The sequence below is a fragment of the Bradyrhizobium iriomotense genome, from assembly GCF_030160715.1.
Taxonomy (GTDB): Bacteria; Pseudomonadota; Alphaproteobacteria; order Rhizobiales; family Xanthobacteraceae; genus Bradyrhizobium; species Bradyrhizobium iriomotense.
In genome coordinates this window covers 114636-135480 of sequence record NZ_BSOW01000017.1, presented here as the reverse complement: position 1 = coordinate 135480, position 20845 = coordinate 114636, and the positions used below count along the sequence as shown (strand labels likewise).

Below are 20845 nucleotides of genomic sequence, written 5' to 3'. Positions count from 1 at the left end.
GGCCCATCAAGCGAGATTTGGAACTCATACTTAGGTTTGGTCGTCCCGCTTGGGGGGCTGAATCCCGAGGGCCTCGTTCATTTTGACCAGCTCGGCCAGCGACTTGGCACCCATCTTCCGCATGATCTGGCCACGATAGATCTTGACGGTGATTTCGGCCAATCCCAGCTCGGCGGCCACGTGCTTGTTCATCTTGCCGGACGCGACCAGGGACAGCACGTCCCGTTCCCGCGGGGTGAGGGACTCGAAGCGGGACCTGACGTTCGACACGGTTTTCTCGATCTCGCGGCGCTTGCGATCGCGCTCGATCGCGGCCTGGACCGCGTCCAGCATGTCCTGGTCGCGCACCGGCTTGGTCAGGAAGTCGACCGCGCCACTCTTCATGGCCCGGACGGTCATGGGAATATCGCCGTGGCCGGTGATGAAGATGATGGGTGTGTGGATGTTTGCCTTGGCGAGATCGGCCTGCAGGTCGAGGCCGCTCAGTCCCGGCAGACGGATGTCGAGCACCAGGCAGCTGGGGACCTCCGGCGGCTTGCTTTGCAGGATCTCCTGCGCCGAGCCGAATGCCGCGACCTTGAGGCCGACCGATTCAAAGAGATTGGTAAGCGCCCGCCGCACCGACGGGTCGTCGTCGACCACCAGGACGATCGGCTCATTGTCGCCCGCCTGCGGCAAGGAGGGGGCGGGGCGCTCGGTCACGACGCTTCCTCCTGATGCAAGGGCAGTGTGATCTGAAACGTCGCGCCGCGTCCCTCATTTGGCGAGGCCGAAAGCCGTCCGCCGTGGGCCTCGACGATGGAACGGCAGATCGAGAGTCCCATGCCGAGGCCGCTGGATTTGGTGGTGAAGAACGGTGTGAACATACGATCAATCGTATCGGCAGAAATGCCGATCCCGCGATCCGTCACACTCACCAGCACTGATCCGTTTGTATCCGGATCGGAGCGGATCACCAGCTCACGCGGGCGGTCCGTGACGCCTTCCATCGCTTCGATCCCATTCATGATCAGGTTGATCAGCACCTGCTGTAGCTGGATTCGGTCGCCGAAAATATTGGGCAGTACTGATTTCAACTCCATTCGCACCGATACAGCGTGGGTGGCCATCTCGCGCTGAACGAGCGTGACCGCCTCGCGAACGACCCGGTTGACGTCGAGGGGAACCATCTCGATGTCGGTTCTCTTGGCAAGTGCCCGGACGTGACGGATCACCTCGCTGGCACGGTTGCCATCCTCGATGATCCACTCCACCGACCGGCGTGCCCCTTTCAGGTCGGGGGGGCTGCGCTGCAGCCAGCCGATGCACGCGTCGGCATTGGCCATCACGGCGGCGAGGGGCTGATTGATCTCGTGAGCAATCGAGGCGGTCAGCTCGCCGAGCGTCGTGACGCGCGTCACGTGGGCGAGCTCGGTCTGTGCTTTGCGCAACGCCTCTTCGGCCTGGTCGGCGCGGATGTCCGCGGTCACATCGGAGCAGACGCCACGATAGCCGAGGAAATTGCCGTTGGCGTCGAAGAACGGTTTGCCGCTGGTGCGAACATAGGTCGGGTGTCCGTTCCGGTCCTTGCTGCGGTACACCAGGTCGCGAAACGGCACGTGGGCGTCGAGTGCCGCCCGATGCTGTTGCCACTTCTCAGGCTGGAGCGCGGCATCTGGAGCAATATCCCAGCGTGTGAGCCCGACCGCCCAGGAAGGGGCCATGCCGGCCGTTTCAGGGTGTTCGGAAACACGGGTGACGCGATGGTCGGGCCCGGTCTCCCAGAACCAGTCGGACGCAGTTTCGGCATAGTCGCGGAAGCGCTGCTCGCTTTCGCGCAGTCGCCGCTCTGCCTCTTTGGCCGGGGTGACATCACTGACCGAGCCAACGAATTCGACGCTACCGCCGGCGTCTCGCGTGGCGCGGGCCACCGCGCGTACATATTTCACGGCGCCGTCGGGCATCAGGAGCCGGTATTCGTGATCGTAATCGCGACCCTCGCGCATCGCGTACCCCGTGGCTCGCCGCACCGGGAGCCTGTCGTCCGGATGGATACGCTCGAGCATGAATGGGATCGTGGGCTTCTCAGACTCGTCGCATTGGAAGATGCGGTACGTCTCCTTCGACCAGGTGATCTCGCCGGTCGCGGCCTTCCAGCCGAAGCTGCCGGTGTGGCTCAATTCCTGCGCCTGGGCGAGGTAAGCCTCGCTCTGTCGCAGCGCATTCTCCGTTTCCTTGCGCTCGGTGATATTCTCGCAGGCGACCAGCACGATCGGCTTGCCATCGGCTCTCAGCATGGCCTTGGCGTTCTCGCGCACCCACAGCACCGAGCCGTCCTTGCGCACCTTCCGGATTTCCCAGGTGTGTGCCTCTCCAACAGTCCCAAGGCACAGCGCAACGCACTGGCGGACGAAGTCGCGGTCTTCCTCGAAGAACACCCCCAGCACCGATTGGCCGATCAACTCTGCCGGCGCATAGCCCAGTTGCGCGGCACCGAACGTGTTCACGTTCACCACAGTTCCGGCAGGATCGACCATGAAATACATGACCGGGTTGTGCTCGAAGACCTGCTGCCATTGCTTCACCGCCTCGCGCAAATCCGCATCGTTGGATTTGAGGCTCGGCTTGATGGGGCCAACTCGCCGTTCGCTGCGGGCCTGCTGAATCAACCCCGACCCGATCAGGCATGCGAGAAGGAAGGGAACGATCACGAGGTGGTCCCGCGGATCGGAGATACGGAAATCAAAGAGGGGCGGGGCAGCGAAGAAATCGAGCGCCGCAACGGCGAGGAGAGTGAGGAGACCGGAGGCCAGGAAGCTGTCCAGGAGTGCGAACAGCAGAATCACCACGAGATAGCAGAACGCGGTCGCGGCGAGTCCGATCTGGAGGAAGAAACAGGCCGCGGTCACCAGCGCGAGCACAGCGCAACCAAAGGCGAATTGCGCGGCTGACTTCCAGATTTTTGCTATCTGGCCAGGCTTCATCGCAGACGGTCCCGGCTCATCTCTGCGGTGAATCCAAGTAGACCACGTTGCAACAGCATCGGCAATTCCCCCCGACCAAAGAGTCGGGTCGATGGCGACGGGACGACGTGCCGCCTTCGAACTTGCGGCTCGCCATGCTGCTCGTCGCCGCGAACCAAGCGCCGGCTATGCTGGCCAGGAGTTCGCGGAAGCCGTGCAACCGGCACATCGTGCTCCGTCTCGTTGCGAAAATGCAAGTCCAAGGCCCCGGGCAACTACGGGACAAACCTAGGTATAGCTCGCCCATCCCTAGTCATGTCGGTCATTTACTTCCGTACAATTGAGCAAATCGTTGCTGACGGACTAGCCTCATGACCGATCGGGAAAGGTCGATTGTGCTGCCGCTGGCGGCGATCGCGAAAGAACCGGGTCTCAAGCGTACGGTTCGAGCGATCTCACCGACAGACGCAGGAAGAAAGACCAAGCCGCTGCGTTACTCGGGAGGTCGCGATGAGAGTGAAGCTCTGCGCCCGTTGCCCGTACGTTCCGCAGGATCTGGCGGACCATTACGACGCCTGTGCCGCGTTTCGTCTGTGTGCGCGCTGCGACGGCGAAACGGCGATTTCCGCGATCCAGCACGCACGTGAATTCGAAGGAAGAGAACCGACAACGGAACGAGGGAGAGTACGATGTGCGACAAGTCCGAACAGTCTGAGCGCCGCCCTTCAGACCATAGCTGTGCCGTTTGTAACAGGCAGTTTGGCTTGATCCGATATTATTCCTGGCGAACTGCGCTCTGTTCCAAGAAGTGCCTCGATCGTTTCCGTGCGCGCAGCGAACACGACCGCCGTTGGTTGTTTCGCGCTCAAGTGGCGTAAGATTTAGCCGGCGAGGCCGGCGGTTCGGAAATTCTGATCCCGGAGGCTGCGTGTGAATCCATCGTGCAAGCTTCTCTTGTCAGGCGTTCTCCTCCTTGGCCTCACTGCGGCGGTCCAGGCGGAGGAGGTTGGGCAAGGTGCTGCCCATCGGCAGCATCCTGCTCAGGATCAGGCTCTGCACGAAAAGTTCTATTCGACCTGGCACATGCCGGATAACCCGGCGCTCAGCTGCTGCAACAGCGCGGACTGCTACCCGACCGACATCAGGTACGAAGACGGCAAGCTTTACGCGCGGCGCAGGGAAGACGGCAAATACATCCCGGTCCCCGCCCAGAAGGTGGAGCGGAACAGGGACAACCCCGATGGCCGCAATCATCTTTGCGCGCCGCCGCCTGCGCTCTCTCCGCTGGATACCGTCTACTGCTTCGCATTAGGAGGTGCCACATGAGGTTCGCCTTCGTCTTGGTGAACGACAGGACGCCGTTCCGGCAAACCTGGTGCTTGCAGTGCCTGGAGCGCATCGACGGCAGCTATCTGCGCGAGATCGGGACGCATCTGCCCTATTGCGACTATGAATGTTACGCGCTGTTTCGTGAAGCCTCGGCGGAGCGGCAGGAGCGCGCGAGGGCGGCGTCATGAAGTTCGTGGTGGTCAATCACGAGCCGCCCTCGCGCGAGGCCGCCTGCAGCACCTGCTCGCAGCCGCTCCAATCCGGCTATATCCGGCATGCGCGGACGCAGCGCCGCTACTGTGACCATGATTGCTACCGCCGAAACGAGCTCACGACGCTGGTGATGGAGTGGGCGATGCCCGGCCTCACCGGGACACGGGCCAGCGAGAATATCGCGACCACCGCCAGCCGCGCCATCGAAGTCCTCGCGATCCTGGGTGCGGTGTCGTGCTGGAGCTCCACGATACAGATGTGGGCTCTCTCGCGAGCATTGACCGACGCATGTTTGGGCGTTCACGACCTGATGGCTACGGAAGGAGGTGGTAGCGAGCCACGCAATTGAGCCCGCGTGGAGCCGCATCACCAGACCTGAGAGGCGCCTCGTCCAGCCCCGGAGGCGTCGACCAGCGAGGGTGGGTTAGCAGATGGCGTAGCACACCACGCCCCCTCCACATCGTGGTGGGTCACGTTTCGCTAACCCACCCACGGCTCCAAGGGTCAATTCCAAAGGTCAATACGCAAGGGTCAATCCGCGCCCGTGAAGCTCGCAGGCGTTGCCGCCGCGGGCTTTGCGCGGACCTCCTGCGTCACGACGCGCTGGTCGGATTTTGCCGCTACGGCACCGGCCCCCTCGAACCGCGCGCGGTAGACCAGCACGTTCTCGATCACGCGCTGGACGTAGTTGCGCGTCTCCGACAGCGGGATGCGCTCGACCCAGTCGACCGGATCGACCTTGGGGTCGCGGGGATCGCCGTGCGCCTGCACCCAGTCCCTGACCCGGCCGCGACCGGCATTGTAGCCGGCGAAGGTCATGATCTGGTTGCCGCGATATTCCGACAACAGCGCGCTGAGCTCGGCCGCACCCATCTGGGTATTGTAGACGGGATCGGAGACCATGCGGTCCCAGTCGTAGGTGACGCCGAACCGCTTTGCGGTGTCGCGCCCGGCCTCCGGGGTGACCTGCATCAGCCCGACCGCGTTGGCCGGCGACTTGTCGCGCTGGTCGAACGCGCTTTCGGTCCGCGCCACCGAATAGATCACGCTTGTCTCGATCTCGGGCGCGACCTGCTTGTGCGTGGGAATGCCGATGGTCGGGAAGGCGTAGTGGTCGAGCGCTAGTCCGCGGGCGAGCGCCAGCTTGCCGATCTCCAGCATCGCGTGCGCGTCGTTGCGCCGGCCCGTGAGCTCACCGAGCGCTTCGAGCGCGGCGACGTCGGTGCTCTCTCCGGCAAAATCGGCGACGTAGGAGAAGGCGACGTCGCGCTCGCCGACCTCGTAGAGCATGTCGGCCGCACGCACGCGCTCGTCCGAGGGCTGGGCGTCGGAGGCGAGCACGGGCGAGGGCGCGCGCAGATCGATGCGCTCGAGGCCGAGCCTTGCGCGCGCGAGCTGGCCGTAATAGGCGGTCGAATAGCGGGCGGCCGCCTGGTAGCTCCGAAGCGCGTCGGCGGCTCCGCCGAGGACTTCCGCCGCACGGCCGCGCCAATAGTGCCCTCGCGACAGCGCGATCGGATTGACCGAGCCTTCGTCAATCGCGGCAAAATGCATCAGCGCCGTCTTGGGATCGTCGAGATAGCGCAGCGCAATCCAGCCGCACATGAAGTGATAGTCGACGCGGTAGACCTCCATCGCAGGCACGGCGGCCGTGCGCACCACGTCGTAGGCCGTCCTGAATTTGCCCTGGTCGAGCAGCTTGCGCGCCAGCAGCCGGCGCTCGCGCCACCAGGCGTCGGTGTCCTGGAGCGCCATGGTGTCGGCAGAGGCTGCGAGGATCACCTGCGCCGCATCGTCGATGTGGTCCTTCAGGAGATGCCATTGCGCGCGGCACAGCGTGTAGCCGAGATCGCGGCGCGCATCCGCCGGCACGTCCTCCAGATAGTCCTTGGCCTTGTTCTCCTTGCCGGTGACCGCGGCACAGGCCTTCACGATCGCAAGCTCGTCGTTGCCGAGACGCTTTGCGGCGCGGCGCGCCGCGCCGTATTCCCTGGCGCCGAGCCACTTGTCCATGCGGGCGCGATGATCATCCGCGGTCAAAAGATTGCGGAACGCCTCGTAAGCGTCGCTCTCCGTGCGCTCGGACAATTCCTCCTTGCGCCAGACGGAACGCACGAGCCTTGCGGCGTCGTCGCGATTGCCCTCGGCCAGCAGCACGCGCGCGAGCGCGAACTTTCCCTTGGCGCTCTGCGGCCGGTCGGCGGTGAACTTGTGCACGGTGGTCGCATCGCTCTTCTCCTGCCAGAGCCGCGCCTCGGCGCGGCGGCGGAACGAGGCGATGCTCGGCCAGTCGGGATTGGCGGCAATGAACGCGACGTAGCGATTGAAGTCGGCGGTCGTCTCGGAGTGCCGCAGGATGAACCATTCGGCGAGCTTTTGCCCGGCGGGATCGGCGATCCGGTTCCTGGCCGCGGTGGCGTCATCGGTCTTGGCCTTGCGCGCCAGATCGATCGCATCCTTCAGCGCGGCGAGATCGCCGGTCAGCGGCGGCCGCGAAGGCTTCTCCGACGGCTCCTCGTCCTGCGTCTTCGATTTCCGTTTCGCGTCCGCATGCTTGCTGTGTCGATGCTTGCCGGCCGCAGCGCTGCGCTGCTTGCCGGCCTTCGCCTCATGCGTCTTCTTCGGACCTGATTGCTTGTGATGGCCTTTCGCCGCCGCCTCTGTCGAGACGAGTGCGAGTGCAGCCACGGTGAGGAAACACGCAAGCGAGCGTAGGCACTGGTTCATTCCATGGTCCCCCTGCGAAACCATCAGCACAAACCAAGATCCGCGACGTGATGCGGGCTTGAGCGACTCAAACGATAGCACGCCTCGTTTGATCGACGTCACGCTCCGGCAACATTGCGGCAAAAATGCCGCCGAAATCGAACCGGAAGGCTTTTGCAACTCACACTCCGTATGACACCGGGCGCTCCATGGAATCGTAAATATGCGTTAACCTTCGTGGAGCGTGCCGGCGACTGTCGCGAAAAACCCCTGCGAAGCAGCCTTTCAGGCCAGATTGCGCGTGTTTCAGGTAACGGTTCCGGTGTATGGAGGTCGCAAGGTTCCTCAATCCCAATTGCCCAAGTTCGCCATGCCGATTTTCAACCAATCGATCAGGCGCAAGATCGTCGGCATCGCCCTCGGGCTGATCGTGCTGATGGTGATCACCTCGATCCTGTCGATGGTGATGTCGAGCCGGGTCGGCCATCTCCTTGATGAGCTGACCAACCGGTACATTCCTGCCTATGGCGATCTGGCGCGCGCCAATGTCCGCTCGCTGGAGCGGGCGCTGGCGATGCGGCGCATGGTGATCGCCAAGACGCAGACGCCGCCGGACGAGGAGGGCTATGCGAGCCGCTTGCGCGAATATCGGGAGTCGGACGCGCTCATCGTCAAGGAGGCCGAAGGCGCGCGAAAACTGATCAACGCGATCATCGAGGACGAGAGCACGCCGTCCGACAACGCGGCGCTCGGCCGCATCGATGCCAGGATCGAGAGTGCGCTGTCGGAGTTGCGCCGCGAGCTCACCGAGGCGGACGCAAAGCTGCTCAGGCAGCTCGAAGCCAAGGACTTTGCCGCGACGCGCGATACGATGGTCCATGTCGATGCGCTACGCGACCTCTTCACCCAGCGTGTCGATGCAATTCGCAGCGACATGCTGGCGCAGGTGTTCGCGAGCACGGCGCAGGTGATCCGTCACCAGCGCCAGGCGATCGTGATCTCGGGCGTCGTGACGGCGCTGGCGGCGATCGTCGGGCTTGCCTTTGCGATCCTGGTCTCCAGCGGCATCACGCGTCCGGTGCGGCTGTTGCTCGCCGGCACGCGCGAGGTCGAGGCGGGCCACTTCGACCACACCATCAGCGTGTCGACGAAGGACGAGATCGGCGAGCTCGCCGCCGCGTTCAACCGCATGATCGAGCAGCTGCGCCGCAACGAGCGCATCCGCGAGACCTTTGGCCGCTACATCGATCCGAAGGTGGTGCAGGGGCTGATCGATCGGCCGGAGGTCGCCGTCGACGGCCAGCGGCGCGTGATGACCATCATGTTCTGCGACATGAGCGGCTTCACCTCGATGAGCGAGGGCATGACGCCGCGCGGTCTCGTCAAGGTCATGAACCACTATTTCACGGTCATGTCGGAGCCCATTCGGGCCAATCGCGGCGTCATCGACAAATATATCGGCGACGCCATCATGTCCTATTGGGGCCCGCCCTTCATCGAGGAGGCCGAGCAGGCGCAGCTCGCCTGCCATGCCGCGCTCGACATGGCCGACCAGGTGCCGGCGCTCCAGAAGCAGCTCCCCGATCTCCTCGGCATCCGCGCCATGCCCGCTCCTTGCGACCTGCGGATCGGCATCGCCACCGGCGAGGTCCTGACCGGCAGCATCGGCTCGGAGCTGATGATGAGCTTTACCGTCATGGGCGATGCGGTGAACCTCGCCTCGCGGCTGGAGGCGGCGAACAAATTTTATGGCACCCGCATCCTGATCTCGCAGGCGACGGCCGCTGCCCTCGGCGCGAGCCTCGAGCTGCGCGAGATCGACCGCCTCGCGGTTGCAGGGCAGAGCCTGCCGCAGCCCGTGTTCGAGGTGATGGGCAAGGCCGGTGCGCTCCCACAGGAGCAGGTGAGCCTGCGGGCGCGCTACGCCGAAGGGCTTGCCGCGTATCGAGCTGGCCGCTGGGACGAGGCGCGGAACGCCTTCAACGCTGCGCTGGAGAGGGTTCCCGGCGATGGTCCATCACGCACGCTGCTCACCCGCCTCGAGCAGCTCCAGGCCAATCCGCCGGCCGCGGATTGGGATGGCGCCTGGCGGATGGAGCATAAATGATCCAAACGCGTTGCTCCGAATGAGCTGAGCCGGTCCAAGTTCCGGCTCAAGCTGTGCTATGAATGCGCCCGTAATATTACAGGGTGATCCATGAAGAAGGGCGATGTGACCTGTCCGCATTGCAAGGCCGGCTTTCGGCGGCTTGAGCTGGCGACGGAGCCGCCCACGACCGGGGAGTACCGCTGCCCGGCCTGCGACGAGGTCGTGGAGAAGTTCGATGGTCTCGCCTTTGTGGCCTACCGTCTGACGATCCAGCCCTCGATGAAGGGGATCCGCGCGTAAGATCCGCGTCCTCCGGCTGACAATCGTGTCGTGCCGGTGCCCTGCGTCGTCGTCCCAAGATGCCGCAAGTCCCGACGCGTGGTTGGCGAGACCGCGTCGGGCAAAAAATTGATTTAGTCAGATAAAGATGTTCGCCGTGACCTATTTCGCGGGCTTACCCTCGTGTTTCTTCGAAGGCGTTTTATGGGGACACGCCGATGACGGAACTTCAGGACAGGTTGGAACGGTTTGAGACGCTCACCGCGGAGTGCGAGCTGATCGCCAAGCTCGCGACCGACAGTGCAAAGCGGGAGTTTTATCTCAAGCTCGCGGAACGCTACTACGAGCTGGCGGCCGACGCGCGGCGGGCGATTTCGCCCAAAGCGGCGGCGTGACGCCAGCCGCAAGCCGTTCTTAACACTTGGCGCGCATCCTCTTGGGATGTGAGGGCTGGTCGCGTGCCGCGATTCCTCACAGGTGGGAATGCTGGAGGCCATTGCCGTACAACGGCTCCAGGAACTGTCGCTTTGCAGGTCATCCCATGCGGGCTCTCGTGATCATATTGCTTTCACTCATGACGGCGGCCTGCGAGCCGGAGCAGGACATCACCGGTACGACCGCCGCTTGCCCGCTGCGCAACTACAGCTCCTACAATGCCAGGGACATGAATCAGTGCGTCGCCGCCTGCAAGTCGTGCGACCGCGGCACGACCGTGACCTGCACCACCTCCTGCACGCTGAAGGGCGCGCGGTAAGGGGCGCGGCGCACACCTGATCCGGCAAGAGCTCTCCTCATCAAAGACGAGCGAAGGGTGCTTTTCGAGGGTAGCCTTCGATCCGGAAGAGCGGCGCGCGTCCATACATCAGGCTACGCCACAGCCATTCGATCGGACCATAGGCGAAGCGTGCGAGCCAAAGCCGGCTCACCACCACCTGTGCAGCGTAGATCGCCACGACAAGAAGCAGGCCGGCCGCCGAGCCGAGCCTGCCGAACAGCCCGAGGCCGTAGCCGTAGAAGATGAAGCCGAGTACGACCGACTGGACGATGTAGTTGGTGAAGGCCATGCGTCCGACCGGCTCGGCGAAGCGGAGCAGCCTTGCGCCGGCTGGCGTCTGTTCGATGGCGATCACCAGGGCGGCATATCCTGACGCCAGGATGATGGGGTTTGCCAAAGCCGCGGACGGGTGTGTGAAGCGCGCCAGCAGCACGCCGCCCGCGACGGCCGCGAAGCCCGCGATCGCCAGCAGGTTTCGGCATCGTCCGGCCAGCTCAGTGAACAGCCCGCCTCGCCAGCAGAGAACGCCCACCAGGAAGAGGCCGATCGTGCGCGGAAACACGTAGAGATGCAGCGGCAGCAGGGCAGGGAGCTCCTTCACCCGCAGCGCCAGCACCTCTGCAAAGCTCCCATTTGCGTAAGTCTGGTTCGCTGCCTCCACGAACGCCGCCAGCATGTACCGATTGGGAAAGCTGATGAAGCTCGGCAGCACCGGTTGCAGCACATAGAAGGTCAGGATGACCGCCGCCGCGATCGTGACCACCCAGCGCGGCGCGAACAAAAAAGGCAGCACGACGAGGCCGGCCAGTGCGTATTCAGTCAGGATGTCGCCGTTCCAGATCAGGACGAGGTGGATCACGCCGAACAGCAGCAGCGCGAGCAGCCGCCGGATGAGGAGGCGCGTTCGCCGCGGCGAGGTGCTGAGCCGGTCGAACTGGATGGCGAGGCCCACGCCGAACAGGAACGAGAACAGCGCGAACGCCTTCATGTCTACGAACAGCGCAAGTGCGGCGTCGACGACGCCGTTCAGTGTCGGGTCCGGGCTTGCGGGAAGAAGCTGCCGGAAAATCGAGACGCGAAACTCCATTTCCAGGTTGATCGCCAGCACGCCGAACAGCGCCAGCCCGCGCAACGCGTCGATCGCCCCCACCCGATGAGCGGGATCCGTCGGCGCGTTCGCCATTGTGAGGTTGGTTGCGGATTCCACGGCGGCGTTGATGGGGCCAGCGGCGATGGAGGAAGCACGCCGCGAGAACGAGCAGGCTCGTCCTATCCTGATCATCCGTCATGAGTTGCGACTCAGCCAGAGGAATATTGGGCATGGCGGCGTGAGTCTGGATGCGCCCAGTTCATCCTAGCATCAGAGGTTGTCAGTAGGGGACGTCGTAGCGGTATCATGGTGGCCCTGGCCGTGTCCCATGCGCCACGATTGTGCTCTCTGCGCAACACTCATTCCGGATTAAACCTTCGTTGCAGTCCGTTCTCATCCGCGCCGCTTTTTGGCCACACCCCTCCATGAATAAAATCTCCATAAATTCTTCAGGGCTGCGGCGCTCGCAACAGCGAAGGAAAAAATCCCAGGGTTCATTCAAATCTTGGGTGTCGTTTTCCGAGTTGGACAAGGGTTGACCGAGGAAACTGGTTCGCGATGGACGCCAAGACGAACATCAAGCAGAGGCTGCCGAGCCGTCACGTGACGGAAGGCCCTGCGCGCGCGCCCCATCGCTCCTACTTCTACGCCATGGGTCTGACCACCGAGCAGATCCACCAGCCCTTCGTCGGCGTCGCCTCCTGCTGGAACGAAGCCGCTCCCTGCAACATCGCCCTGATGCGCCAGGCGCAGGCGGTGAAGAAGGGCGTGGCATCGGCCGGCGGGACGCCGCGCGAGTTCTGCACCATCACCGTCACCGACGGCATCGCGATGGGCCATGACGGCATGCGCTCCTCGCTGCCGTCGCGCGAATGCATTGCCGACTCCGTCGAGCTCACCGTGCGCGGCCACGCCTATGACGCCCTTGTCGGCCTTGCCGGCTGCGACAAGTCGCTGCCGGGCATGATGATGGCAATGATCCGCCTCAACGTGCCTTCGATCTTCATCTATGGCGGCTCGATCCTGCCCGGCAATTTCCGCGGGCAGCAGGTCACCGTCCAGGACATGTTCGAGGCGGTCGGCAAGCACTCGGTCGGCGCCATGTCGGACGAGGATCTCGACGAGATCGAGCGCGTGGCGTGCCCCTCGGCGGGCGCGTGCGGCGCGCAGTTCACCGCCAACACCATGGCGACGGTCTCGGAAGCCATCGGGCTCGCGCTGCCGTATTCGGCCGGTGCCCCGGCACCGTACGAGATCCGCGATGCCTTCTGCATGACCGCGGGCGAGAAGGTGATGGACCTGATCGCCGAGAACATCCGGCCGCGCGACATCGTCACACGCAAGGCCCTGGAAAATGCCGCGGCCGTGGTTGCGGCCTCCGGCGGCTCGACCAATGCTGCGCTGCACCTGCCTGCGATCGCGCATGAGGCGGGCATTAAGTTTGACTTATTCGACGTCGCCGAAATCTTCAAAAAGACACCATATGTCGCGGATTTGAAGCCGGGTGGCCGTTATGTCGCCAAAGACATGTTTGAAGTTGGTGGCATCCCGCTTCTGATGAAGACGCTGCTCGACAACGGCTTCCTGCACGGTGATTGCCTCACCGTCACGGGCCGCACGATCGCCGAAAATCTCAAGAGCGTGAAATGGAATCCGCACCAGGACGTGGTGCATCCGGCGGACAAGCCAATCACCGTCACCGGCGGTGTGGTGGGTCTGAAGGGAAATTTGGCGCCAGAAGGTGCGATCGTGAAAGTCGCGGGAATGTCCAACCTCAGGTTTACCGGTCCGGCGCGATGCTTCGACCGGGAGGAGGACGCGTTCGAGGCGGTCCAGAAGCGCACCTACCGCGAAGGCGAAGTCATCGTGATCCGCTACGAGGGGCCGAAGGGCGGTCCCGGCATGCGGGAAATGCTCCAGACCACCGCAGCGCTGACCGGCCAGGGCATGGGCGGCAAGATCGCGCTCATTACCGACGGCCGCTTCTCCGGCGCCACCCGCGGCTTCTGCATCGGCCATGTCGGGCCGGAGGCGGCGATCGGCGGCCCGATCGGGCTGCTCGAGGACGGCGACATCATCGAGATCGACGCGGTCGCCGGCACTCTTAACGTAAAGTTGAGCGACGATGAGCTGGCTCAACGCAAGACCAAATGGCGTTCCCGCGCGACTAACCATACGTCGGGTGCGCTCTGGAAATACGCTCAGCAAGTAGGACCAGCGATCGGTGGGGCAGTGACCCATCCGGGCGGCGCGCACGAGAAACAGTGCTATGCGGACATCTAGGCGTACCATAGTTGCGTTTGTGTTGGGGGCTTCCGCGCTGGCCGCGCCGGCGCTTGCCTTCGACGGTGCGCCGGTCAATCCGCAGGATGCGACCATCCCGGTGGTCTCGCCGGCACCGGGTGCGGCCGGAACGCTGCGCAAGGCCGTGCCGCCGGCTGCGACCAATCCCGACACGTCCTTCACCGCGCTGCAATATGCCGCCGAGGGCGGTCACCCTATCGCGCAGTGGAAGCTCGGGCGGATGTACGCCAATGGCGACGGCGTCGCCCAGGACGATCTGCGTGCCTTCGACTATTTCAGCCGGCTGGTGAACGCGCATGCGACCGACAGCCCGTCGCTGCCGCAGGCGCCGATGGTGGCGAACGCCTTCGTCGCGCTCGGCCGCTATTATCTCAACGGTATCCCGAACTCCAAGGTGAAGCCGGATCCGGAGCGGGCGCGCGAACTGTTCTCCTACGCGGCGGCCTATTTCGGCAACGCCGATGCGCAGTACGATCTCGCCCGGCTCTATCTGAAGTCGCCGGACGCCTCTCGCGATGCCTTCACGCAGGGCGCGCGCTGGCTGGGCCTCGCCGCACAGAAGGGCCAGCACGAGGCTCAGGCGCTGCTCGGGCAGATGCTGTTCAACGGCGATCGCCTGCCGCGGCAGGCCGCGCGCGGCCTGATGTGGCTGACGCTGGCCCGCGACAGCGCCGGCACGGACGAGACCTGGATCAAGGAAAGCTACAACCGCGCCGTCGCCAAGGCCTCCGACGACGACCGCGCCATGTGCCTCCAGATGCTGGAGCAGTGGGTGCAGGGGCGCCGGGAATAATCGGGATTGATCGGTAGGGTGGGCAAAGGCGCGTAAGCGCCGTGCCCACCATGTTTTTCCCGGCCCGCTTTAGGCCGCCTCGAACTCCAGATCCGCCCACACCGGCACGTGGTCCGACGGCTTCTCCCAGCCGCGCACATAGCTGTCGATGCCGACATTGGCGAGCTTGTCGCTCGCCTGCGGCGACATCAGGAGATGGTCGATCCGCAAGCCCTGGTTCTTCTGCCAGGCGCCGGCCTGGTAATCCCAGAAGGTGTAGAGCCCGGGCTCGTCGGTGACCGCCCGCAGCGCGTCGGTGAGCCCAAGGCCTAGCAGGGACTGAAAGCTTTCGCGCGTCTCGGCCTTGAACAGGGCGTCCTCGGTCCAGGCGGCGGGATTGTGGACGTCGCGCGCGGCGGGGATCACATTGAAGTCGCCGGCGAGGATCAATGGCTCCTCGGCCTTGAGACGCTCCTTCGAATATTCAAGAAGCCGCGACATCCATTTGAGCTTATAGGGATATTTCTCGGTCCCGACCGGGTTGCCATTGGGCAGATAGAGGCAGGCGATCCGCAGGACGCCCTGTTTCAGCGTCACCACCCCCTCGAGAAAGCGGGCGTGCGCGTCCTCATCGTCGCCGGCTAGCCCCGATTTGGTCTCGTCGAACTTGAGTTTGGACAGCAGCGCCACGCCGTTGAACGTCTTCTGCCCATGGGTGACGACGTTGTAGCCGAGTGCCTCGATCTCGAGCCGCGGGAATGCCTCGTCGACGCATTTGATCTCCTGGAGGCAGACGATGTCGGGCGAGCACTCCTTCAACCACGTCATGAGATGCTCAATCCGCTGCCGGACCGAGTTCACGTTCCAGGTGGCGATGCGGATCGTCATGAGGGGGACTCCAGGCTGGGGCACCGTTAGAACAAACTGCAAACGCGGCAGTCAAGAACGGCCGAGCCGGAAGTACAGAATCTCCCAAAAAAATCTCCCAAAAAAATCTCCCAAGAAAATCTCCCAAGAAAATATCCTGAGAAATTAACCCGGCTTAAGCGGGCGCTGGGTCATTTATGCCGGAAAAGGTCCTGATGCATGGGATGGCCCGGCAATTCCCCAGACACCAATGAGCCGCGCAACGGCCTGATCGGCGCGTTCCTCTACTGGCTCGGCGGCTTCGAGATCGAGGACGGCCTGACGGCCGATCTCAGCGAGCGCGAGATGCGCCGGATCCGGGCCAAGCAGGTCGACGCGGTCACGCAACTGATCCCGGTGACCATGGCCGTGAACATGCTTACGGTCGCGATCGTGCTGATCCTGTTCTGGGGCAGGGGCTGGAACGGATTCCTCGTCCTCTGGGGGCTGACGATCACGGCGGTTGCCGAGCTGGCGTTGCGCGCGTGGCGGCGCTCTCACGTCAATCCGCCGCAGGAGATCTCACCGCGCGCCACGCGGCAGATGACGCGGCAGGCATTTTTCATCGCGGCGATCTGGGGCACGCTGCCGCTCGCGCTATTCAGCCAGGTCGGGCCGACCAGCCAGCTCATCCTGGCCTGCCTGATGGTCGGGATGATCGCGGGCGGTGCCGTCACGCTCTCGACCTTTCCGCGCGCGGGCCTCGTCTATCTCGCCACCATTACGCTCGCCTGCGCCGGTGCGCTGTTGTTGAGCGGCAGCGGGCCGTATCTGCTGACCGCGGTGTTCCTGCTGCTGTTCGCGTTCTTCATGGCGCGCAACATCGTCTCGCAAGGCAATCTGTTCCTCGGCAATCTCAAGGCGCAGCTCGCGCTCGAACGTCAGACCGAGATCATCTCGCTCTTGCTGAAGGAGTTCCAGGAGAACGCCAGCGACTGGCTGTGGCAGACCGATGCCGAGGGGCACCTCGTGCACGTGCCCGAGCGTTTCGCGGCGGTCGCGCAGATGCCGTTGCAGCTGCTGCAAGGCGCGCATTTCGCCGACGTGCTCGACATGCTCTGTCCCGAGGACATGAGCACCGCCTACAACATCATCGGCCTGATGGAGCAGCGTGAGCCGCTGCACGAGATCAGCATCAAGGTCGTCGCCGGCGGTGAGGCACGGCTGTGGTCGCTGACGGCAAAACCGTCATACGATCGTGACGGCCAGTTCCTCGGCTATCGCGGCTTCGGCCGTGACGTCACTGAACGCTGGCGCGCAGAAAAGGCCGAGGCCGAAAACCGGGCGAAATCGAACTTCCTCGCCGTGATGAGCCACGAGATCCGCACGCCCATGAACGGGGTGCTCGGGCTTGCGAGCATGCTGCTCGAGACCTCGCTCGATCCGGAGCAGCGCGAGGCCGTGACCACGATCCGCGAGTCCGGCGACAATCTCCAGCGCATCCTCAACGACATCCTCGACCTCTCCAAGCTGGAGGCCGGCCGTTTCGAGTTCGAGGCGATCGACTTCTCGCCGCAGGCGCTGGTCGAGACGGTTGCCACCGTCGTGCGCGCCAGTGCCAAGGCCAAGGGCCTCGCGGTGAAGGTCGCGCTCGATCCGAACCTGCCGCCGGCGCTGCGCGGCGACGTCGCACGGATCAGGCAGGTGTTGCTCAATCTCGCCTCCAACGCGGTCAAGTTCACAGATGCGGGAGAGGTGACGATATCAGCTACCTGCCAGGCGCGCCGCGACCTGCTCGCGACCGTCGAGTGGACCGTGACCGACAGCGGCATCGGCATCGCGCCCGAGAAGGTCGGTCAGCTCTTCGCCGATTTCGCGCAGGCCGACGCCTCGATCAGCCGACGCTTCGGCGGCACCGGACTGGGCCTTGCGATATCCCGGCGCATCATCGAGCAAATGGGCGGCACGATCGGCGTCACCTCAGTGCCGGGCGAGGGCTCGACCTTCCGCTTCACTCTGGTGCTGCCGTGGAGCCAGGCGCTGGTGTCCGACCGCGAGGCTGATCGCAACGAAGCCGATGACCTCAAGGCCCGCATCGCGGCGCTCGACCGGCCGCTGCAGGTGCTGGTGGCGGAAGATGACGCCGTCAACCGCATGGTCGTGAGCAAGATGCTGGGCGAGTTCGACGTCGACTTGCGCGTCGTGACCGACGGCGCCGAGGCCGTCGAGGCAGCCGCGGACGGCGATTATGATGTCGTGCTGATGGACGTGCGCATGCCCGAGATGGACGGCCTTGCCGCGACGAGGGCGATCCGCGCGCCGGGTGGTCGCTTCGCGGCCCTGCCGATCGTCGCGCTGACCGCCAACGCTTTCCCGGAGGACGTCAAGATCTGCCGTGAGGCAGGGATGTCGGACTTTTTGGCCAAGCCATTGCGCAAGCCGGCCCTGGTCGCGGCGCTGTTGCGAGCGCTGGATCACATGGCCGCAAGCGATGCGCCGCTACAGCCGGAACAGGAGCCGGCCGCCGCGCGGGTGCTTCCAGCATTTGAGCATCCGGGGTTGGAGGCGGGGACGCGGAAGATGGTGGTCGATGGCGTGCAGCTTACCCGGCTTCCGTAGCCGTCATTTTGCAGTGACAGCCAATCGTCCAGTCCTCGATAGCACTTGCGCAACTAATTTTTGGCGTTCCGCATCTTGCTCGCTCCCCTGAGCGGGGGCGCCGGTGGGGGAGCCGGATTCGCCCAGCCTGCCATCTGCAGACAGGTGAGCAGATCGACATAGCTTTCTATTCCTCCTGCCGTAGCCTCGCCTTCGCAGCTTTCGCGCGCGGGACCCGGAACAGTCAGCCAAGCCGAACTGAGCTGCTGCTGCGCAAGCTTCTCGTCACGCAGGCATTCGCCGGCGTCCTGCGCCAGGGCGAGCCCCGACGCTTTGTCATCAGCGGAAACGTCCCTGCAAAGGCCTTCCACGTTGAGGACGGGCACACGGTCTGAAATCGGTATCGCGGGCTGGCCAAGCAGCGACAGTACCAAAAGGGCTGCTTTCATAAGATCCTCTCCCTTAAGCCGGGTTGGACGCGGCAGCTTGGGGGATCTTAGGACTGGTTTGTTTCCGACCGGCTTCGCCGGGCCGGCAAAGGGTTTCGTCCTCGCCCGGCAGCGATTTGTGGGCTTCCGATGGGGACCGGTCGCAGCGATGCCTAGCCTGCCCGGCTACCCGGGTCTTCGCACGTAGAGCGAGATGAACCGGTCGATCATCGGGTTGATCTGCTCGGGCACTTCCAGCGACAGGAAATACCCGGAGCCGACGGCCTTGGCCGTGACCAGTTGCGGGCAGAGCGCCGTAAAACGATCCAGATCCGCGAGCCGATGGGCCGCTTCGATGTAGAGCACCGGGACCCGGCACGCCTGGGCGCACTCACGCGCCCGATGCACATCCCAGGGGAACAGGCTTGTAAACGTGGACACCAGCACGTGCTGTGGTGTCGCCAGAAAGGTCTGTTCAACATGGGCGCGGCATCTGTCGGTCGGCAGACAGGAGTCCGCCACGATTTTCCGCACCTCGTCCGCAAAATCCGCGCCCCTTAAGCCCTCCAGATACCCGGCGAACACCGTCCCTGCTGAGGCAGGGAAGAGCACCCCTGAATCGAGCAGCACCAGGCCTGCAGGAAAGTCCGGATAGCGGGCGGCGATTTCGAGCGCCATGTTGCCACCCATGCTTTGACCCACGATGACCGGCTTTGTGATCTGCTGTCGGTTGCACAGCCAGACGAGATCATCGGCGAAGCCTTCGATCGAATACGCCTGTTGCGGCTTGTCGCTCTCCCCATGCCCCCGCAGCTCGGCATTCAACGCCCGACCTTGACGGGCGAAATACTCCATCTGCGGCGCGAAATGCGTGCGATCCCCGCCCAGGCCATGGACGAACAGGAATTGAAGCGGTCCCGCCCCGGCGATGTCGAAGGACAGCTGGATGCCGTCATGTGCGATTTTCATGGGTCATCTCCCTATTCACCGACATGTCCAGGTGTCTCTGGCGAGTGCTTAATCTAAGTGGCGCACCATGGCCGACGAAGATGGGCACTACTCGTTCGCCACTGGTCGCGACAATTTATCATCATTGCTCCTGTTCGCGGGGGTAACGCGGCGCCGTTACAATTTTCCATAGACTCGCCCGGCGACCGCCTTCAGGCGCTCGACCGAGCCGGACTCCGGATGCGGCTTGACCGGCGCGAACAGGATCGAAGCCTGCCTGCCGTTCTTCCAGACAAAGATGTTGACGGCGTTGCCGTTGCCCTTGGTGCAGGAATGCTCGCCGAACGCTTCGCCCCCGAGCTCGGGTATCGCCACGTGTTTGCACGGGCCAGTGCGTTTCATCATGTTGATGACGGTGTCGCGCGAAATCGCGATCACCGCGACGACCATGGTGTTGGCCTCGCGATCGAACATCATGCAGCTGCCCGCGCCGGTCCGCTGGACCTGCAGTGTGCTCTTGTCGAGAAAGCCGTCGGCATCCGTGGCAGTGAGCCATTCGCAATCGCCGAACCGCTCGCTGGTCTTGCTCACATGACCGATGGCAACGCGCGCGGCTTCAGTGACAGGTCCGAGCAGCGTGTTGTCGGCACGCCGGCCGATCGGATAGACGCTGATCTGCAGAATGTAGTCGCCGGACAGGGCGACGACCGAGGCCTCCTGGCGCTGCGCGTCGACGGCGCTCGTTCCGCCCTGGCCTTCGTCGCCGATCCCGGACACTGCGCTAATCGGCATGCGCTCGCCAAGCGTCTTGACGAAGGTCGTGTACAATTCCCTGGCGCGGTCCTTGTCGGGATTGCGGAACACGGTCAGCATCATCGTGTCGCCGCGCCCGGCCTGGTAGATGCAGCCGCGGCCGTCCTGATTTGAGATCAGCGACCATTTGACCGCCGGCATCGCGCCGGCGAGCTCCTGGGCGCCGATGAACGGGCAGGTTTCGGCAGCGTGCACGGGAAGCACCGGGACGGCTGCGATTGCAAGAAATAGAACGAGGCAAGAGAACAGGCGATCGATAATGCGCATTGGATGATTTGCTACCGTTAGTACCGAGGCGTAAATACGGACAGCACCAAATGACTATTTTGACAATAGAACTCGATGCCGGCAGTTGGAAAACTGCTTATGATTTTCGATCAGCCCTTAAGGCAGCAATAGGGGCACCGGAATGGCACGGCGATATAGTGGCTGCTTTCTTGGATTCAATTTTTGGGGGCGGCATGAACGTCCTCAAGCCTCCTTACGTCATCAAGGTCGTGAATACGGTGCACCTCGCGCCAGAGCTTAAGGAGCTGATCCTCGATCTTTCGTCAGCGATGGAGGACACGCGAATGCGTCGGCTCGCCCGTACAGGGGAGGACGTTGCGGCTAGATTAGTCTTGAAATCGCGAATTAGGACACTCGCGGACTCTGAAAGACCACACCTAGATTGGGGTTGAGGCGATTAGGCCGCGATGGCATATTATGCCAAT

18 protein-coding genes are annotated in these 20845 nt (G+C 63.7%); 10 read left to right on the top strand and 8 right to left on the bottom strand.

Annotated features, from left to right (window positions below; translation table 11 throughout):
- Positions 1-30 precede the first annotated feature (30 nt).
- The gene (locus QQL28_RS24335) at positions 31-702 is read right to left on the bottom strand and encodes a response regulator transcription factor (RefSeq protein WP_284269309.1); all 672 of its coding nucleotides are present in this window, start codon (positions 700-702) and stop codon (positions 31-33) included.
- Positions 699-2963: a PAS domain S-box protein gene (locus QQL28_RS24330; protein WP_284269307.1), complete on the bottom strand. Its 2265-nt coding sequence runs from the start codon at positions 2961-2963 to the stop codon at positions 699-701. The genes QQL28_RS24335 and QQL28_RS24330 overlap by 4 nt, the downstream gene beginning before the upstream one ends.
- Before the next feature lie 909 nt (positions 2964-3872).
- Here QQL28_RS24330 and QQL28_RS24325 point away from each other — a divergent pair.
- The 3 genes from QQL28_RS24325 to QQL28_RS24315 are packed head-to-tail and all read left to right on the top strand — an operon-like array spanning position 3873 to position 4833.
- Positions 3873-4268 carry a hypothetical protein gene (locus QQL28_RS24325; protein WP_284269305.1) on the top strand — a complete coding sequence of 132 codons (396 nt, stop codon included), beginning with the start codon at positions 3873-3875 and terminating at the stop codon, positions 4266-4268.
- A complete protein-coding gene (locus QQL28_RS24320; protein ID WP_284269303.1) occupies positions 4265-4459 on the top strand; it encodes a hypothetical protein in 195 nt (64 codons plus the stop codon). The genes QQL28_RS24325 and QQL28_RS24320 overlap by 4 nt, the downstream gene beginning before the upstream one ends.
- Positions 4456-4833 carry a hypothetical protein gene (locus QQL28_RS24315; protein ID WP_284269302.1) on the top strand — a complete coding sequence of 126 codons (378 nt, stop codon included), beginning with the start codon at positions 4456-4458 and terminating at the stop codon, positions 4831-4833. Before QQL28_RS24320 ends, QQL28_RS24315 begins: the two co-directional genes overlap by 4 nt.
- A gap of 182 nt (positions 4834-5015) precedes the next feature.
- Here the strand turns inward: QQL28_RS24315 and QQL28_RS24310 are convergent, their stop codons facing one another.
- On the bottom strand, positions 5016-7211 hold the full coding sequence (locus QQL28_RS24310) for a lytic transglycosylase domain-containing protein (RefSeq protein WP_284269301.1): 2196 nt from the start codon (positions 7209-7211) through the stop codon (positions 5016-5018).
- Between the two features lie 349 nt (positions 7212-7560).
- Between QQL28_RS24310 and QQL28_RS24305 the strand changes: the two genes are divergently transcribed.
- The 4 genes from QQL28_RS24305 to QQL28_RS24290 all read left to right on the top strand — a co-directional run bounded on the left by QQL28_RS24305 (position 7561) and on the right by QQL28_RS24290 (position 10312).
- Entirely contained in the window at positions 7561-9297 is a 1737-nt protein-coding gene (locus QQL28_RS24305; protein ID WP_284269300.1) for an adenylate/guanylate cyclase domain-containing protein, read from the top strand.
- Positions 9298-9387: 90 nt separating this feature from the next.
- Complete coding sequence (locus QQL28_RS24300; protein ID WP_284269299.1) at positions 9388-9579, top strand: hypothetical protein; 192 nt, start codon at positions 9388-9390, stop codon at positions 9577-9579.
- Positions 9580-9776: 197 nt separating this feature from the next.
- Complete coding sequence (locus QQL28_RS24295; protein ID WP_284269298.1) at positions 9777-9953, top strand: hypothetical protein; 177 nt, start codon at positions 9777-9779, stop codon at positions 9951-9953.
- A 146-nt stretch (positions 9954-10099) separates the two neighbouring features.
- Positions 10100-10312: a hypothetical protein gene (locus QQL28_RS24290; protein ID WP_284269297.1), complete on the top strand. Its 213-nt coding sequence runs from the start codon at positions 10100-10102 to the stop codon at positions 10310-10312.
- A 40-nt stretch (positions 10313-10352) separates the two neighbouring features.
- Here the strand turns inward: QQL28_RS24290 and QQL28_RS24285 are convergent, their stop codons facing one another.
- Positions 10353-11540: a DUF418 domain-containing protein gene (locus tag QQL28_RS24285; RefSeq protein ID WP_284269296.1), complete on the bottom strand. Its 1188-nt coding sequence runs from the start codon at positions 11538-11540 to the stop codon at positions 10353-10355.
- 441 nt (positions 11541-11981) lie between these two features.
- On the opposite strand from QQL28_RS24285, the gene ilvD reads away from it, so the two are divergent.
- Both ilvD and QQL28_RS24275 read left to right on the top strand, forming a co-directional pair.
- Positions 11982-13706 (top strand): dihydroxy-acid dehydratase, encoded by a 1725-nt coding sequence (gene ilvD / locus QQL28_RS24280; RefSeq protein ID WP_284269295.1) that lies wholly within the window; start codon positions 11982-11984, stop codon positions 13704-13706.
- Positions 13693-14520: a tetratricopeptide repeat protein gene (locus QQL28_RS24275; RefSeq protein ID WP_284269294.1), complete on the top strand. Its 828-nt coding sequence runs from the start codon at positions 13693-13695 to the stop codon at positions 14518-14520. The genes ilvD and QQL28_RS24275 overlap by 14 nt, the downstream gene beginning before the upstream one ends.
- A gap of 69 nt (positions 14521-14589) precedes the next feature.
- On the opposite strand, the gene xth is transcribed toward QQL28_RS24275, so the two are convergent.
- Positions 14590-15387: an exodeoxyribonuclease III gene (gene xth, locus QQL28_RS24270; protein WP_284269293.1), complete on the bottom strand. Its 798-nt coding sequence runs from the start codon at positions 15385-15387 to the stop codon at positions 14590-14592.
- A gap of 198 nt (positions 15388-15585) precedes the next feature.
- On the opposite strand from xth, the gene QQL28_RS24265 reads away from it, so the two are divergent.
- On the top strand, positions 15586-17964 hold the full coding sequence (locus QQL28_RS24265) for an ATP-binding protein (protein WP_284269292.1): 2379 nt from the start codon (positions 15586-15588) through the stop codon (positions 17962-17964).
- A 53-nt stretch (positions 17965-18017) separates the two neighbouring features.
- Here the strand turns inward: QQL28_RS24265 and QQL28_RS24260 are convergent, their stop codons facing one another.
- The 3 genes from QQL28_RS24260 to QQL28_RS24250 form a co-directional block, all read right to left on the bottom strand.
- On the bottom strand, positions 18018-18392 hold the full coding sequence (locus QQL28_RS24260) for a hypothetical protein (RefSeq protein WP_284269291.1): 375 nt from the start codon (positions 18390-18392) through the stop codon (positions 18018-18020).
- 165 nt (positions 18393-18557) lie between these two features.
- On the bottom strand, positions 18558-19340 hold the full coding sequence (locus QQL28_RS24255; protein WP_284269290.1) for an alpha/beta fold hydrolase: 783 nt from the start codon (positions 19338-19340) through the stop codon (positions 18558-18560).
- 156 nt (positions 19341-19496) lie between these two features.
- A complete protein-coding gene (locus tag QQL28_RS24250) occupies positions 19497-20399 on the bottom strand; it encodes a hypothetical protein (protein WP_284269289.1) in 903 nt (300 codons plus the stop codon).
- Positions 20400-20845: the final 446 nt, after the last annotated feature.